This is a genomic window from Pseudomonas sp. ABFPK, from assembly GCF_001586765.1.
Taxonomy (GTDB): Bacteria; Pseudomonadota; Gammaproteobacteria; order Pseudomonadales; family Pseudomonadaceae; genus Aquipseudomonas; species Aquipseudomonas asiatica.
Map to the genome: position 1 here is coordinate 1 of NZ_LQXW01000024.1, position 14,587 is coordinate 14,587.

Sequence of the window (14,587 nt, forward strand, 5' to 3'; positions counted from 1 at the left end):
CCGGTTGAGTGGCCGGATGACCGTGGAATCAGTGGTCGGATACGCGTGGAATGGGTGGCCGGATCACCGTGGAATCGGTGGTCAGATGCTTATGGAATGGGTGGCCAGATGACCGTGGAATCCGCAAACACTCAACTCGACCCCTACTGGTCCGGAAATGCCTCTCAATCTGTGGGCGGGAATTCAAGGGCAGAGGCTGCGCCGTGCTCAAGCACGGCATGAGCGAATGGTGGCGAAAGCGATCAAGGACAACGTTTCTAGCCGCCGTCTCAAACAATTGGTCATGCGCTATGACCGGATCCTTCTCGCTGCCGTAAAGCTCGTGCCTAGGTAGCCCTGAAGTATCACTCTCACCAGAAGCCTCAGCCATGCTGAGGTTTTTTTTTACCCGCAGCCCGCGCCGGCAGCCTGAGCAAAAGCCTTTCGGGGGGCGTGCCGAGATAAGCCAAAAATTAGGACATTCGTTCTGTAAGTAACTGTTTTTAAGGGAACTGCTCATGTGCTGCGGAAGGACGGTCGAGAATAGAGGGTGGCCACTTGGGATTCTAACCAGCCCTGCTTACAAACCTTGGCTACGGTTTGCGTCGTAATAACGAGCCAGCCGCATTCTCCTCGAAAGCTCCAGCTTCCTCGATATAGCCGTGTACGGTGCCATCGTGCCGCCAGCCACCCTGTCGTTTGATCTCAAGGAAATCCGCCCCAGCCCGATGCGCACTGGTAGCCAGTCCCCGACGCAGACTGTGGCTGCTCAGTTCGGGCACATACAACAGCCCTGCGGCTTCGGCACGTGCCGTCAGGATGGTATTCACGCTGCCCTCGTGCAGTGCCACCTCGCCGAGTACGCCCCAGCGGCTGATGCGCCGGAACAGTGGCCCCTGAACGATCTGAGCCGCGTCCAACCACCGGCGTAGCGCTGTCGCGGGGCAGCAGATGCTGTCGCCGTATGGGATCGCCTTGTCGAGTCCCTCGCCCTCCTGATCGGTCTTGGAACGGGGCAGCGTGATCCGTAGACCTTCCTGCTCCCACTCGAGGTATTGCATCTCCAGCGTGACCAATTCGCTGCGCCGGAACGCACCAAAATACCCGACCTGGAGCAGTGCACTGTCCCGCAGTGTCGCCAGTCCGTCGAGCGTGTTCAGGTGCACCACGATGCGTTCGAGATCCTCTAGGACCAGGGCCTTGGCTTTTTGTCGAGGCCGCCCGTTCACCCGCTCAATACCGCGCAAGGTTTTGCCCACGGTGGCGCTGGCGGTAGGGTCAGGAAAACCCTGATAACGGTGCCATTGCGACAGCGCCGTGAGGCGCAGGGCCAGGGTGCGCGGGTTCAATACTTCCGCAAAAGACAATAGATAACGAATCAGCGCGGCTTCATCGCACGGCAGCACGCCGCCCCAGGCGAGAAAGTGGCGAATGGCCGAGCGGTAGGTGCGCCGGGTGTTGTCGGTTGTCGCGGCGGCGAGAAAACGCTGATGTTGCTCAGCCAATTGTTCGGGGGTGGTGAGCGTACCGGGGGTACGCGCAAGTACTGTCGGCTCTTCGTGCCGCCTGGTGGGGAGGTTTTCGTCATTATGGGGTTGTACGCCGGAATCCCAGAAATTTCCGTCAGCCCAGCTCCAGTCCCGCCACGAGCGCATCCAGGTCGATGAACTTGCCGTCAGTCTGGAAGGTGTAATGCCCGTTCAGCAGGATGTGCCGCCAGGCCGCTGGCGACATCTGCGTGATCAACGCCAGCGCCTTGGCATTGCCAGCTGCCTCGTACTTCGTCAGCAGCAGGGACAGGATCGCCGAGTTGTAGAAGATGATCGCGTTGCCGATCAGCCTGGCGCACTGGTTGCTGATCTCGATTTCGATGTCGGTGCGGCCGGTCAATTCCTTCTTCCCACCGACTTGGGCGATGGTCGAGCGTAGCTGGTGATAGGACTCAATGCGGTTCTGCGAGCGGTGAACATTACGCTCCAGTTGCGGGTCGCGCAGGTAGCGCAGTGTGTAGATACTGCGGATGAGCTTGTCGAACTCGAAGATTGCGCGCCGCGTCGGGTTCGGCGCCGTATAGGTGCACAGCTTGCGGATCAGCGTGCCCTGCGTCATTTCCTTCAGGCCCAGTGTGGCGACGATTCGGTCGATGTTCGCCTTCTCACCGACGATGAGTTGCCGGTCGATCTGGCCAGCCGGCCGGATCAGGCATTTCTCGTACAATGCCAGATCATCGGCGCAATACAGCTCCTGCAACTGGTCGTCGAGGTCGGTGAAGCGCGGCTCGAAACGAAGTCCGAACCAGTGCAGGATGGCGAAGTTGGCCTTGTTGATGCTGTGCATGTCGCCGGTGATCGCGCTCGGCACGATGTCCGACGTGTTGCGGTACCAGATGTCGAACACGTGGTGAGCCTCGTACTCGTGTGCGCCTATCAGGTAGCCGTTCAACGGCACGTGATTGCACAGCAGCGTGTAGGCGACGACGCCCTTGCCGCGGCCGAAATATTTGCGCGAGTAGCGCGCCTTCACAGTTGGTCGCTCGACGCCGAATTTCTGCCCATCAACGGCACCGTACAACGAATCGAGGTCGAACGAGTAATGCGGGAAGATCGGCAGTGCGGCGATGGCGTTGCTGATGCAATCGTTGGCCACATGTAGCGTCGCCTGGCGCAGGTACTGCTGGTAGGTACTCTCCAGGACGTGGTACGGGATGTCGCTGGTACGTGCCATAACCTGGTTGCCGTGGTTCATGGCTTGGGCAATGATCACCGCCATCAGACTGTCGGCGTCGGCTACCTTCTTCGCATAGCGTGGCTGCAATGGTGTCAGCGCCGACAGGAACTGGCACTGGCCGTTGACGAAGCGAAACACGTCGGCGACATCGCAGTATGGCAGTTGCTCGTAGAGAGCTTGCTCGCGCGCCTTCTGGTTCTCCCCCTTGGGCTTGCGCCAGGTCAGTCTCTGCGTGTCCTTGTCGTATTCCAGGTGCGTCAGCTTGCCCTGTTTCAGCTCGCGATTGAACGCCACCCATTGCGCACGCAACTCGGCCGCCAGTGCATCGAGCTGGGCACTGACCGGCTGCCGCAGGAAGGGGATGTCCATCTGCGCGAGCACGGCGGCTTTCTCGTCCATCGAAACCAACTCGTCGGACAAATGCCGGTGCTGCAAGCTGTCGTCAATGTAGAGCTCGCCCGCCTGGAAGCGTTTCCTGACCTGACGGTAAAGCCAGAATTCGTAACGATCGGCATGCAGGCCTGTCGGCGTGCCTTCGGCATCGAACATCAGCAGGTACGGACGCAAGCGTTTCGGCAGCGTTGCCGCCGGACATTCGTCGAGTGGCCGTTGTGATAGGCGCTGCTGCTTGGCGAACACGCTCTTGGCCCAAGTCAGCGCCGCGAGCCATGGGTTATCGGGGGCCGTGCCGGCGAAGTCGAGCGCGACGTACAGCGGCCGTAGATGGCGTCGAATGCGTTCGGCCAGGCCGTCCACCGCCTGCCAGTGCAGCGCCAGTTTGTTCAGTGGCTTGACGCTCATGCGCTGCGCCGTGTTTTGCAGCAATTCCCTGGACATGATTTTGTAGGCGCGTTGGCGCACCTCGCCGAACGGCGTCGGATCGGCCACGCTGTCGTCCACGTACAGCGACAGCAGGCGGCCAACCTGCGGCGTTTCCTGATGGCGTCGCAGCTGTTCGGCGACAAAGGACTGTTTCGCACCCGTGCGGCTCTCGTCCTCAAGTTTTTTCATGTGGAAGGCCATCGCGTCGACCAGGTTGTCGGTGAGCTGCCGGTAACGTACCCAGGCATAGCACAGCAGGTAGAGCCGGGTCTGCTCCGCCTTCAGGTGGCGCAGGTCATGGACGGTATAGAAGTTCGCCAGGCTCGCGTAGTACAGCAGGTTCTGCTGCGAGATGCCGAGCTTGGGCAGCAGCGCCTTGGCGATCCCGTGCAAGGACTTCAGCGTGGCGCGCTTCTCGCGCTCCCCTGCCATCTGACGCCAGCCGAAATCTTTAGCGTCCTGCTTGAGCGCTGCCAGTTGAGACAGGGTGTCGTCACGCACCAGGAGCTGGCCCAGCGCAGCTTTGGCCGATTCGTCCAACACTTCTGCCAGCAAGCCGCCCAAGCGCCTGCGTTCGGTGGACAGGGCTTCACTGACCAGCTCTTGTAAGGTGGTGTGGCCGGGCCGGATGATTTTGTGCTCGCTGAGCCAAACGATCAGTTCGGCGGCCACGAATCCTGGCATTACGTCGCGCCGCACGATCTGTTCAGCCTGCTGTGCCAGTTGCGGCAGGAAGCTAGCCGCCCACGACCGGTAGCCGAACAGTTCGGCGATCTGACCCCTCTGGCTGTAGTGCTCATGCTTGGTGATCGCCTTGCGTTCGAACGCTTCGCCGTGGAAATAGCGACTCAGCACGAAGGCGCAATCGTCCTCGACCTCATGCCAATCGAAGCGGAAGAAAGCATGCTTGGCCTTGAAGTAGCCGATCTGCAAGACGCAATAGACTTGGGCCTGCAGGCTAGGCCGGCTGCTGGCGAACGCCAGTTCAGATTCGGTCAACGCCAGGTATTCCAGCCGCTGAGCATCGTCGAAGTCCGGTAGGCCGTACAAGGCTTCCTGCTCTGCGTCAGAAAAGACGGTGAGTAGCTTATTCTTGTTGCTCATCGACCGTCCTTCCCGCACCACGCCAACCTGCTCGCGTCAATGTTTCGATCAACGTAGTGCGCTTGACATTGAAGTTGCGGCACACCGCCGCCTTAGACATGCCGCCATCGAGCGCGGCGACGATGGCGTCCAGCTTCTCACCAGTGATCGCCTGCGGCCGGCCGCCGATCCGGCCGCGTTTGCGTGCGGCGGCCAAGCCCGCGACGACGCGCTCCTGAATCAAGGCGCGCTCGTACTGCGCGAGCGCACCGAACACCTGGAACAGGAATTCGCCCGAGGGCGTCGTAGTGTCCAGGTTCTCTGTCAGCGAGCGGAACGCCACCCGCTTGTCCTTGAGCGAAGTCACAATGGCGAGCAGGTGCGACAGCGAGCGACCGAGCCGGTCGAGTTTCCACACCACCAGCACATCGCCGGCTCGAACGAACTCAAGCGCCCGCGCCAAGCCGGCACGGTCATCCTTCGCGCCAGAGGCACGATCCTCAAACAGGTGACGCGGATCGACGCCGGCGGCGAGCAGCGCGTCGCGCTGCAAGTCCGTGCTCTGGCGGTCGGAGTCCGACGACACGCGCATGTAGCCAACCAACATAGGCGGATAACCATCAAAAACAGGTTTCCGCATAATAGTGAATAGCGATAGAGTTTTCCGTACATTTTTGAGGGGGTGTTGCACAGGTAGCACAGCGGCGGCTGACAGCCTGTCGCAAAACAAATGTTTTACGACACCTCCTTGAGGTTGCCGCGTTTACATCATTACCTGAACAGGTATAAAATTCCGTCATGACAAACAAAGAAAAACCGCTCGAATGGATCGCGAGCAGCCACAAGGATTTGATGGCGTTGCCGTCCGACGTGCGTCGCCGTTTCGGTTACGCGCTCTCGTTGGCGCAGATAGGCGATCAGGATGACGCAGCAAAGGTGCTCAAGGGGTTCGGTGGTGCCGGCGTGCTGGAGGTCGTCGAAGACGATGCCGGCGGCACCTATCGAGCGGTATACACGGTCAAGTTTGCGGAAGCGGTGTTCGTCCTGCACTGCTTCCAGAAGAAGAGCAAGAGCGGAATCGCCACGCCAAAGGCCGACATGGACATCATCCGCGCTCGGCTGAAGGTGGCCGAGGTATTGGCACAGGAGCTACGAAATGCAAAAACGAATCATTGAAGGCGTCGAGGTTCAGCGCAGCTCGGGCAACGTCTTTGCCGACCTTGGACTGCCTGACGCTGAAAAGCTCAAGATCAAGACCGGCCTGGTGGTCGAGATCAGGAGGGCCATGCGCGCCCTTGGGCTGACTCAACAAGCGGCGGCCAAACGCATGGGCATCCCGCAACCGAAGGTGTCGGGCATGATGCGCGGCGACTTCACCAATCTATCCGAACGCAAGCTGATGGATTGTCTGAATCGCCTCGGCTACGACATCGAAATCAAGGTACGGCCAGCAGCCGAGCCGATCGGGCATCTAACGCTCGCAACCGCTTAATCGGAGCCCTCCTGATGGCAGCCCGCATCACCGACGACGAATGGGACGAACTGACTCCCGAGAATTTCGATACCACGGCACTGCTGCGTGCAGTCGATGCCGTGGACGTGCTGCGCGGCGATTTGAATGACAGCGCAGACGGCGCACCTCCGCAACTGCGCACCGACCTGTTGAAGCTGCATCAACTGGCAATGGCCGCGTTCAACGAGGGATCACGCAGCCGAGTGGCTGAGCTATTTGATCTCGCCGTGGATCTTCAGGATCAGGTTGATCATCTGATGACCTCGCTGGAACAAGTGCAAGAAACCCTGTCCCGGTTGACGGCGCTCTACCCAGAAAGCCTGTCCTGAATGTTCTTGGAGACAACCACATCATGAGCCGCAGCCGCCGCAAAACGCCCATCGTTGGGCACACGACCTGCCGTAGCGAGCGCGAGGACAAGAAACTCTGGCATCAGCGCTGGCGAACTCACGAGCGCACCGCGCTGGCCAGCGCGTCGCCGGAAGCTCTATGCGCCCATCTGCCTCTACTGGAAAACCAGGTCAGCAACGTCTGGTCGATGGGTAAGGATGGCCGCTCCTACTGGCCCATCAAGCGCCAGGCCGCCACGGCGGATCGCATTGCCAACCACAAGGGACGCAATCCGCAAGAGCGCGCCTCCCTGAAAAAGCGTCTGCTGCGCAAGTGGATGAGCAAATGAACCTGTCCACCGGCTATCGCTTGGGCGCGAATCGCTGAAGAAGCAGAACTCCCAGCCGGCTACGAGGGCACGGCGACGCCAGAGGCGCATCGGGCCTGCGAGGTGATCCAGGAGCGGATTCGAGAGCACGTCGTCGCCACCAATGACATGCGGCTGTTCGGCCTGCTGCACCTGCTTGGGCAGGCGTCGCTGCGCATGGAGCAAGCGCTGTGGCCGGAAGAATATGCGCGGATGACCCGCGAGGTCGAGGAAGCTCTCCGAGAGGCCGACGACCCCAACGCCAAGTCGTACACCCACGAAGAAGTCATGCGGGCGATGCAGGAACTCATCGACCAAGCGCGAGACAAGCCATGTTGATCGGCTGACGGAAATTTCTGGGTTTCCGGCTTACAACCCCATGAGAAAACACCGCACCGCAGAACAGTGGCAAGTCCTAATCGGTCAGCAGCGTGACAGCGGCCTGTCGGCCACGCAGTTCTGCAAGGAGCACAAACTCGGTTATGCCAGCTTCTGTAGTTGGCGCAAGCGCCTGTTGAGTCAGCCGGTCGGTGAGGCTGCGGATTCTGGTTATGCCAGCTTCCTGGATCTGTCATCGCTGATGGATGACTCGGCCTCTCCCGGAAGCGGCTGGAATATCGTGCTGAGCCTGGGTAATGGTGTTGAGCTAAGGCTGAGCCAGATCAGATGATCGGTCTGGATAGCCAGGCCCGGATCTGGCTGTGCACCGAGCCCACGGATATGCGCAAATCCTTCCGGGGGCTGAGCGCTCTGGTCCGCAATCAACTCAAGCAAGATCCGCTCAGCGGGCAGTATTTTGTCTTCGTTAACCGTCGCAAGACCCAAATGAAGATGTTGTATTTCACGCCCACGGGCTACTGCCTGTGGGCCAAGCGACTGGAGCAGGGGCAGTTCCGGGTACGGCCGTCTTCTTCGGGACAGCGCCCCTTAAACCTGACTGATCTCCAGTTGCTGATTGACGGTATCGAGGTGCAAAAGTACCGTCAGTTCAAGCGTTTTCGGGGCACGTAGCGGGTTGTGTTCCGGTATAATATCGGCCATGAATTCAATGGCTTCCGCGTCCTATTCCAACGCCCCTTCCTACTCGGTACTGGCCGAGGAGAATGCCCTGTTGCGTGAGCAGCTACAGGTCATGCAGCGGCAGTTGGACTGGTTCAAGAAGCAGCTGTTCGGCCCCAAGTCCGAGAAGCAGGTGTATGACCTCCCGGAGCAGGGCGGCCTGTTCCAATCGAATGATGCGGCTAGCCCGGAGAAGCCTCTCGATGCGGAGAAACGCCCGGTTCGGGCTTATCAGCGAGGCACCGGAAAGAAACAGCGGGACGACGACTGCCTGAACGATACGGGTCTGCGTTTTACAGCGGACGTGCCAGTGGAAGTTGTTGAACACCTGCCGCCGGAGCTAAGCGGCCCCGACGCCGACCAGTACGACATCCTTGGCACCAAAACGACCTATCGGCTGGCCCAGCGGACGTCCAGTTACGTGGTGTTGCAAGTGGAACGCCCCGTATTTCGGCGCAAGGGCAGCGACAAGCCCGTGACCACGCCGGCCCCGTCCAACGTACTGGACAACAGCCTGGCCGACGTCAGCTTGTTGGCGGGTCTGATGGTCGACAAGTTCCAGTTTCACCTACCGCTGTATCGCCAACACCAACGCATCCAGCAAGCGGGTATTACCCTCAGCCGCAGCACCCTCACCAATCTGATCAAGCGATCTATTGATCTGCTGCGGCCGATCGTGGATGCCCAGACCGACAATGTTCTGCGCAGCCGGGTGTTGGCGATGGATGAGACGCCGATTAAAGCTGGCCACCAGGGTCGGGCAGGCCCACAAAAAGGCAAGATGAAATCCGGCTGGTTCTGGCCGTTATACGGCGATGCCGATGAAGTGGTGTTCACTTACTCGAACAGTCGAGGCCGAGCCCATATCGAGCAGGTACTGAACGAACAGTTCAGCGGAACTCTGATCAGTGACGGCTATGCTGCTTATGCCCGCTATGCCGCCGCACAGCAGAACATCATCCACGCGCAGTGCTGGGTGCACAGTCGTCGTTACTTCATTGAGGCGCAGAAGGACCACCCGATAACTGCCACCGAAGCCCTTCAGCAGATTGCCAAGCTATACACCAACGAAGAAGAGATCCGCGTCCAGCAACTGACCGGCGAAAAGAAACGCCAGTACCGGCTGCTCCACTCAAAGCCGGTGGTCAGCGACTTCTTCCAATGGTGCCGGGATCAACTGGCACAGGGCGGTCTGCTGCCCAGTGATTTATTGACCAAAGCACTGAACTACGTGCTCAGCCGTGAAGCCAGCCTGACCGTCTTCCTGGAAGACCCAGACGTCCAGCCAGACACCAACCACCTGGAACGGGCCCTGCGCCCCATTCCCATGGGACGCAAGAACTGGCTGTTCTGCTGGACTGAACTCGGCGCGGAACACGTGGGCATCATCCAGAGCCTGATCACTACGTGCAAACTGCACGACATCAACCCGTACACCTATCTGGTGGACGTGCTGCAGCGCATCAGTCAGCACCCGGCCAGCAAGGTCGCTGACCTGACGCCTCGGCTCTGGAAGACCCGGTTCGCCGATAATCCGTTACGCTCGCTGATCGATCCGCGCCATTCTGATCGACAGACCGCACAGCCAAAGGGCACCCTCCATGCGCATTGAAGACATGAGCATCGATCAGCTATTGGAGCTGAACCGAATGATCTGCCGGCGCATTGATGAACTGCAAGATCAAGAAAACCTGCAGGCGCTGAGTCGGCTGCACGTGGGGCTGAAGGTGACCTTCGAAAGCCGAACTGGCTTGACTATGGGGATCGTCACCAAGATCAACCGCAAGAGCGTGATCGTCCTGGCCGAGAACGGCACGAAACAGTACAAGGTCTCACCGGAATTGCTAAGGCCCCTTCGGGACGTAAAGTAAGTCCAGTACGTCGTGGAATGAACGCTTACGGTTTGGGTGAGCTCGGCCAGCGGATATCTAGGCCTTTTCTGCTAGCAAGTCAGCTGGCTTAGCTTCAACTGCACATGCTGGGATATAAGGTCATTCCGGCGAAGCTGCTCTGGCAACGAGATGACGAGCTTTGCCAGAGCAGCAAGTCGCGAATGTTACGCAGCCATGCGCTCGCATTCTTCAGCGCACTTCATGCACGCTTTGGCACACTCTTGGCAGTGATCCACTTGATGTTTCGCGCATTCCTCTCCGCATGCACGGCAGATCTTGGCGCAAAGGGCACAAAATTCTTTAGCGTAATCACTTTCGCGACTCATCAGTATGGCGGCCAACCTACAAATGTCCGCGCAGTCGCGGTCAAGCTCGATGCAGCGTGCCATCATTTTTACGTCATCCTCACGCAGGCAAGCAGAGGCGCACGTTTCGCACACAAGGGCGCAGTTCGAACAAGCTTGGATACAGGAAGCGAACATTGAGTTTGTCATTGCGTTCTCCAGGGTTCGATAGTTGTATGTCGTCGGTGCCTACTGACCGATACGGCTCATCAGCCTGTTAGCAGACACTGAATTATGACACGCTCCTACCGAGCCCGTTTCGAAAAACTTCATTACAATGTTGTAAGGTAAATCCAACCGCACCGGGGCTCTGCGGGCGCAGTTGGTGGCGATGTGGCAGTCAGTAGCTTGGCGGCCCAGGCCAAGATCAAATCACGGGAGCGAAAGCGTAAGGGCAGCCAGGAACCGGAGGACGATGAGCCGTTCTGATTTCATGGCGACGACGGCCTGCTACATGGCTGCGTGTGGCAGGTCTTAAACAACTGAACTGGGCTAGCGAAGGAGTGGGGGCAACAGCAGCTGCGCTGGTAGACTTATCCACAGTTGCTGGTAACAAAATCAGCAATCCGCCCTGGGTCAAATTTCAATCGGCAGGGTGGGTCAATTTTCCATCAGCGCCAACATACACCCACGAAGAAGTCATGCGGGCGATGCAGGAACTCATCGACCAAGCGCGAGACAAGCCATGTTGATCGGCTGACGGAAATTTCTGGGTTTCCGGCTTACAACCCCATTATTGCCGGCTGTCATCACGAAGCGCCTGTTTAGGCCATGTGTACCGCAGATTATAGACACAACCCTCGATCGCGATGACTTAACTCACGATAACCGCGCTTATCGTGGGTCAACTGACGGTCTCAGTCGGCTGAACTATTCTGTACTTAAATCGAGGTATTACGTTTTCCATAATACGGTACGAAAAAATCCGAGGTGTTCATGGCCCGTTCCGGCGTCCTCTACCTGCATGTTGCCCAGGCGGCCACCCAACTGGTGGCTGCGGGCCACAACCCCACCATTGACAGCATCCGCGTCGCCCTGGGTGGGACGGGCAGCAAAAGCACGATTGCTCCGTTGTTAAAGCGTTGGAAAGCCGCGCATCCCGGCACGCTGGCCCAGGCCGAACTGGGATTGCCCGCGGAGCTGGTCCTGGCGCTGAAAGGACTGTACGAAAAAGTTCAGGCGGAGGCGGCCGTCCAACTCCAGCAGGCCGTAGCGGCTCACCAGGCAGAGGCCGACGCGTTGCAGGAACAGTTGCAGCAGGCATTCGTCGAGCGCGACGCGCAACTCAGCGTTCAGGAGCAGCAGGCCCAGGCACTTGCCGTAGCCACTACGCGCAGCCAGGGGCTGGCTGACACCCTGCAGCGTCAGGAGATCGCCCTGGCCAGCCTGGGCAGTGAAAAGACCGGGCTCGAACAACGTCTGGCTGACCGCGCCGCCGAGGCGGCCGCACTGACCCGGCAACTGCAACAAGGGGAGCCCGCAGAATTCGGAAAAAATCGTACGCTAAGGTTTTCCGGGCAGCCTTAGCGGCCGAAACTTCCCGTCCTCCAGCCTGCGGCTCTGCCGCCAGACATAATCGCCGGTCAGGTTGATGTGCTCCCACCCCAGCGGCGACAGGTACTGCAGCAGCTCGCCATCCACCGACTTCCCCGCTTCGCCCATCGCCTGGGTGGCGCGTTCCAAGTACACCGTGTTCCACAGCACGATGGCGGCCGTCACCAGGTTGAGACCGCTGGCCCGGTAGCGCTGCTGCTCGAAGCTCCGATCCCTGATTTCGCCGAGGCGGTTGAAGAACACCGCCCTGGCCAGGGAGTTGCGCGCCTCGCCCTTGTTCAGTCCGGCATGCACGCGGCGACGTAGCTCTACGCTTTGCAGCCAGTCGAGGATGAACAGTGTGCGCTCAATCCGGCCCAGTTCGCGCAAGGCCACGGCCAGACCGTTCTGGCGCGGGTAGCTGCCGAGCTTGCGCAGCATCAGCGAGGCAGTGACGGTGCCCTGCTTGATCGAGCTGGCCAGGCGCAGGATGTCGTCCCAGTGGGCGCGGACATGCTTGATGTTCAGGGTGCCGCCAACCATTGGGCGCAATGTCGGGTAGTCCTGGACGCTATTCGGAACATACAGCTTGGTTTCGCCGAGGTCGCGGATGCGCGGTGCGAAGCGGAAGCCCAGCAGGTGCATCAGGGCGAAGACGTGATCGGTGAAGCCAGCCGTGTCGGTGTAGTGCTCCTCAATCCGTAGGTCGGACTCGTGGTACAGCAAGCCGTCGAGCACATAGGTGGAATCGCGCACGCCGACATTCACCACGCGGGTGCTGAACGGTGCGTACTGGTCGGAGATATGGGTGTAGAACAGCCGCCCCGGCTCGCTGCCGTACTTCGGGTTGACGTGCCCGGTGCTTTCGCCCCGACCGCCCGCCCGGAAGCGCTGGCCATCGGAAGAAGAGGTCGTGCCGTCGCCCCAGTGAGCGGCGAAGGTATGACGGTACTGGTGGTTGACCAGCTCGGCTAGGGCCGCCGAGTAGGTTTCGTCTCGGATGTGCCAGGCTTGCAGCCAGGACAGCTTGGCGTAGGTCAGGCCGGGGCTCGACTCGGCCATCTTGGTCAGCCCGAGGTTGATCGCATCGCCCAGGATCGCTGCCAGCAGCAATGTCCGGTCTTTGGCCTCGGCACCGTCCTTCAGGTGGGTGAAGTGGCGGCTGAAGCCCGTCCAGTCGTCCACGTCCATCAGCAGTTCGGTGATCTTGATGCGCGGCAGCAACTGGCTGGTCTGGTCGATCAGCGCCTGCGCGGTATTGGGCACCGCGGAATCCAGTGGGGTGATCTTCAGCCCCGACTCGGTGAGGATGGCATCGGGCAGCTCGTTGTCCTTGGCCAGGCGGGTGACGGTGGCCAGCTGCTCGTCCAGCAGCTGCAAGCGCTCTTCCAGGTACTGGTTCCTGTTCGGGTTGATCGCCAGGGGCAGAGCCTGCGCATGCTTGAGCGCGGCGAACCTCTCTGCCGGCAGCAGGTAGTCGTCGAAGTCGCGGAACTGCCGCGAGCCCTTGACCCAGATGTCGCCGGAGCGCAGCGCGTTCTTCAGCTCTGACAGGGCGCAGATTTCGTAGAAGCGCCGGTCGAGGCCTTCCGGGGTTATCACTAGCGGCCTCCAGCGCTGCTTGATGAAGGCGGTGGGCGCATCGGCCGGCACCTTGCGCAGGTTGTCGGCGTTCATCTCGCGCAGGGTCTGCACGGCCGCCAGCACGCCTTGCGCAGCCGGGGCGGCGCGCAGTTCCAGCACCTCCAACAAGGCTGGCGTATAGCGGCGCAGGGTGGCGAAGTTCTCTCCAACCAGGTGCAGATGGTCGAAGCCCTCCGGCCGGGCCAGCAGCTCGGCCTCGCTGACGCTCTCGGTGAACTCGTCCCAGGGAATCACCGCCTCGATGGCGGCGTAGGGATCGCTGCCGCTTTCCTTGGCCTCCAGCAGGGCCTGGCCGATCTTGGAGTACAGGCGCACCTTGTCGTTGATCGCCTTGCCTTGCTTCTGGAACTGCTGCTGATGCTTGTGCTTCGCGCCGCTGAACAGCTTGACCAGGATGCGGTCGTGCAGATCGACCAGCTCATCAATCACGGTCGCCGTACTCTCCAGCACCACGGCGGCCAGGGTCGCGTAGCGCCGCTGCGGCTCGAACTTACAGAGGTCTTTGGGCGTCATCTGCCCACCCTCGCGGGCCAGCTTGAGCAGGCGGTTCTGGTGGATGTGCCGGCCCAGAGCTTCGGGCAAATCCACCAGCTGAAATGTCTTCAGCCGCTCGATGTGTTCGAGCATGTGCCGGGAGTTCGGTTTTAGTGGGGCCTGCCGCAACCAGGTCAACCAGGTGATGCTGCTGCCGGCCTTGAGCTTCAACAGCTCGTCCAGTTTGGCCCGATGCGAGTCCGTGAGTGGTTCGACCAGGGCGCGGTAGACCCGGCGATTGGCCCGCGCAATGGCTTCCGAGCAGGCCCGGTCAATCACGCTCAGCGCCGGCAGGATGCGCCGCTTCTGCCGCAGACTCTCCAGCGCCTGGCCGGCCAGCAGCAAACCCTTGTCGGTCTGCTGGGCCAACTCGGTCAGCTCGCGCACCAGGGCGCGGAAGTCGGACAGGCCGAACGGGGCCAGTTGTAGGTAGGTGCGCAGTTCCTGGGCGTGCTCGCGGCGAGTCACGTCGCGTTCGCCGTATTTCGCCCAACTCGTTGGGTCGGCCTGAACTTGCTTGGCCACCCACTGGATGACCGGCTCGGGCAACTCGCTGTCGCTGCCCAGCGCATAGCCTGGATATCGCAGCAGGCTGAGCTGCACCGCGAAGCCCAGGCGGTTGGCGTCGCCGCGCCGCTGGCGGATCAGCGACAGGTCGGAGTCGTTGAAGGTGTAGTAGCGGATCAGGTCATCCTGGCTTTCCGGCAACGCGAGCAGGGTATCCCGCTCCGTAGCCGAGAGGATCAAGCGACGCGGCATG

15 protein-coding genes and 1 pseudogene are annotated in these 14,587 nt (G+C 60.5%); 11 read left to right on the forward strand and 5 right to left on the reverse strand.

From position 1 onward, the window contains the following. Positions 1-572: 572 nt before the first annotated feature. Genes WM94_RS17020 through WM94_RS17030 form a run of 3 tightly spaced genes read right to left on the reverse strand, consistent with a single transcriptional unit; the run spans position 573 to position 5,218 of the window. On the reverse strand, positions 573-1,634 hold the full coding sequence (locus WM94_RS17020) for a site-specific integrase (RefSeq protein ID WP_082416175.1): 1,062 nt from the start codon (positions 1,632-1,634) through the stop codon (positions 573-575). Further along, a complete protein-coding gene (locus tag WM94_RS17025; protein ID WP_010799689.1) occupies positions 1,603-4,632 on the reverse strand; it encodes a Tn3 family transposase in 3,030 nt (1,009 codons plus the stop codon). Before WM94_RS17025 ends, WM94_RS17020 begins: the two co-directional genes overlap by 32 nt. Next, a complete protein-coding gene (locus tag WM94_RS17030; RefSeq protein ID WP_010465829.1) occupies positions 4,616-5,218 on the reverse strand; it encodes a recombinase family protein in 603 nt (200 codons plus the stop codon). Before WM94_RS17030 ends, WM94_RS17025 begins: the two co-directional genes overlap by 17 nt. Positions 5,219-5,409: 191 nt before the next feature. Here WM94_RS17030 and WM94_RS17035 point away from each other — a divergent pair, with 191 nt between their 5' ends. The 9 genes from WM94_RS17035 to WM94_RS17075 are packed head-to-tail and all read left to right on the forward strand — an operon-like array spanning position 5,410 to position 9,751. Continuing rightward, the gene (locus WM94_RS17035) at positions 5,410-5,787 is read left to right on the forward strand and encodes a type II toxin-antitoxin system RelE/ParE family toxin (protein ID WP_003151133.1); all 378 of its coding nucleotides are present in this window, start codon (positions 5,410-5,412) and stop codon (positions 5,785-5,787) included. Beyond that, positions 5,768-6,103, forward strand: coding sequence for a helix-turn-helix domain-containing protein (locus WM94_RS17040; RefSeq protein ID WP_001172026.1), 336 nt, complete (start codon positions 5,768-5,770; stop codon positions 6,101-6,103). Before WM94_RS17035 ends, WM94_RS17040 begins: the two co-directional genes overlap by 20 nt. A 14-nt stretch (positions 6,104-6,117) precedes the next feature. Next, entirely contained in the window at positions 6,118-6,453 is a 336-nt protein-coding gene (locus tag WM94_RS17045) for a hypothetical protein (RefSeq protein WP_000741275.1), read from the forward strand. Positions 6,454-6,476: 23 nt separating this feature from the next. Next, positions 6,477-6,803 carry a hypothetical protein gene (locus WM94_RS17050; RefSeq protein WP_000091614.1) on the forward strand — a complete coding sequence of 109 codons (327 nt, stop codon included), beginning with the start codon at positions 6,477-6,479 and terminating at the stop codon, positions 6,801-6,803. Between the two features lie 15 nt (positions 6,804-6,818). Then, on the forward strand, positions 6,819-7,160 hold the full coding sequence (locus tag WM94_RS17055; protein ID WP_025999701.1) for a hypothetical protein: 342 nt from the start codon (positions 6,819-6,821) through the stop codon (positions 7,158-7,160). Positions 7,161-7,200: 40 nt separating this feature from the next. Further along, positions 7,201-7,491 carry a hypothetical protein gene (locus tag WM94_RS17060; protein WP_004423344.1) on the forward strand — a complete coding sequence of 97 codons (291 nt, stop codon included), beginning with the start codon at positions 7,201-7,203 and terminating at the stop codon, positions 7,489-7,491. Continuing rightward, positions 7,488-7,832, forward strand: coding sequence for an IS66 family insertion sequence element accessory protein TnpB (gene tnpB / locus WM94_RS17065; RefSeq protein WP_004423345.1), 345 nt, complete (start codon positions 7,488-7,490; stop codon positions 7,830-7,832). Before WM94_RS17060 ends, tnpB begins: the two co-directional genes overlap by 4 nt. Before the next feature lie 28 nt (positions 7,833-7,860). Continuing rightward, positions 7,861-9,492 carry an IS66 family transposase gene (locus tag WM94_RS17070; RefSeq protein WP_004423346.1) on the forward strand — a complete coding sequence of 544 codons (1,632 nt, stop codon included), beginning with the start codon at positions 7,861-7,863 and terminating at the stop codon, positions 9,490-9,492. Further along, positions 9,482-9,751 carry a hypothetical protein gene (locus WM94_RS17075; RefSeq protein WP_003458515.1) on the forward strand — a complete coding sequence of 90 codons (270 nt, stop codon included), beginning with the start codon at positions 9,482-9,484 and terminating at the stop codon, positions 9,749-9,751. Before WM94_RS17070 ends, WM94_RS17075 begins: the two co-directional genes overlap by 11 nt. 185 nt (positions 9,752-9,936) lie before the next feature. Here the strand turns inward: WM94_RS17075 and WM94_RS17080 are convergent, their stop codons facing one another. Beyond that, complete coding sequence (locus tag WM94_RS17080) at positions 9,937-10,266, reverse strand: four-helix bundle copper-binding protein (RefSeq protein WP_032489165.1); 330 nt, start codon at positions 10,264-10,266, stop codon at positions 9,937-9,939. A gap of 192 nt (positions 10,267-10,458) precedes the next feature. Here WM94_RS17080 and WM94_RS29255 point away from each other — a divergent pair. Both WM94_RS29255 and WM94_RS17085 read left to right on the forward strand, forming a co-directional pair. After that, positions 10,459-10,545 (forward strand): annotated as a pseudogene (locus WM94_RS29255) (AAA family ATPase); the annotation flags it as partial. Between the two features lie 507 nt (positions 10,546-11,052). Continuing rightward, complete coding sequence (locus WM94_RS17085) at positions 11,053-11,643, forward strand: DNA-binding protein (protein ID WP_061551779.1); 591 nt, start codon at positions 11,053-11,055, stop codon at positions 11,641-11,643. Here WM94_RS17085 and WM94_RS17090 read toward each other — a convergent pair. After that, the gene (locus tag WM94_RS17090; protein ID WP_019486346.1) at positions 11,620-14,586 is read right to left on the reverse strand and encodes a Tn3 family transposase; all 2,967 of its coding nucleotides are present in this window, start codon (positions 14,584-14,586) and stop codon (positions 11,620-11,622) included. The two genes, WM94_RS17085 and WM94_RS17090, sit on opposite strands and share 24 nt — an antisense overlap. Between the last annotated feature and the right edge of the window lies 1 nt (position 14,587).

Excerpts from the sequence above, each read along its gene's own strand:
- WM94_RS17075 (WP_003458515.1), top strand. The coding sequence starts at position 9,482 with ATGCGCATTGAAGACATGAGCATCGATCAGCTATTGGAGCTGAACCGA.
- WM94_RS17050 (WP_000091614.1), top strand. The coding sequence starts at position 6,477 with ATGAGCCGCAGCCGCCGCAAAACGCCCATCGTTGGGCACACGACCTGC.
- WM94_RS17025 (WP_010799689.1), bottom strand. The coding sequence starts at position 4,632 with ATGAGCAACAAGAATAAGCTACTCACCGTCTTTTCTGACGCAGAGCAG.
- tnpB (WP_004423345.1), top strand. The coding sequence starts at position 7,488 with ATGATCGGTCTGGATAGCCAGGCCCGGATCTGGCTGTGCACCGAGCCC.
- WM94_RS17090 (WP_019486346.1), bottom strand. The coding sequence starts at position 14,586 with ATGCCGCGTCGCTTGATCCTCTCGGCTACGGAGCGGGATACCCTGCTC.
- WM94_RS17045 (WP_000741275.1), top strand. The coding sequence starts at position 6,118 with ATGGCAGCCCGCATCACCGACGACGAATGGGACGAACTGACTCCCGAG.
- WM94_RS17060 (WP_004423344.1), top strand. The coding sequence starts at position 7,201 with ATGAGAAAACACCGCACCGCAGAACAGTGGCAAGTCCTAATCGGTCAG.
- WM94_RS17030 (WP_010465829.1), bottom strand. The coding sequence starts at position 5,218 with ATGTTGGTTGGCTACATGCGCGTGTCGTCGGACTCCGACCGCCAGAGC.
- WM94_RS17020 (WP_082416175.1), bottom strand. The coding sequence starts at position 1,634 with ATGCGCTCGTGGCGGGACTGGAGCTGGGCTGACGGAAATTTCTGGGAT.
- WM94_RS17070 (WP_004423346.1), top strand. The coding sequence starts at position 7,861 with ATGAATTCAATGGCTTCCGCGTCCTATTCCAACGCCCCTTCCTACTCG.
- WM94_RS17035 (WP_003151133.1), top strand. The coding sequence starts at position 5,410 with ATGACAAACAAAGAAAAACCGCTCGAATGGATCGCGAGCAGCCACAAG.
- WM94_RS17085 (WP_061551779.1), top strand. The coding sequence starts at position 11,053 with ATGGCCCGTTCCGGCGTCCTCTACCTGCATGTTGCCCAGGCGGCCACC.
- WM94_RS17080 (WP_032489165.1), bottom strand. The coding sequence starts at position 10,266 with ATGACAAACTCAATGTTCGCTTCCTGTATCCAAGCTTGTTCGAACTGC.
- WM94_RS17040 (WP_001172026.1), top strand. The coding sequence starts at position 5,768 with ATGCAAAAACGAATCATTGAAGGCGTCGAGGTTCAGCGCAGCTCGGGC.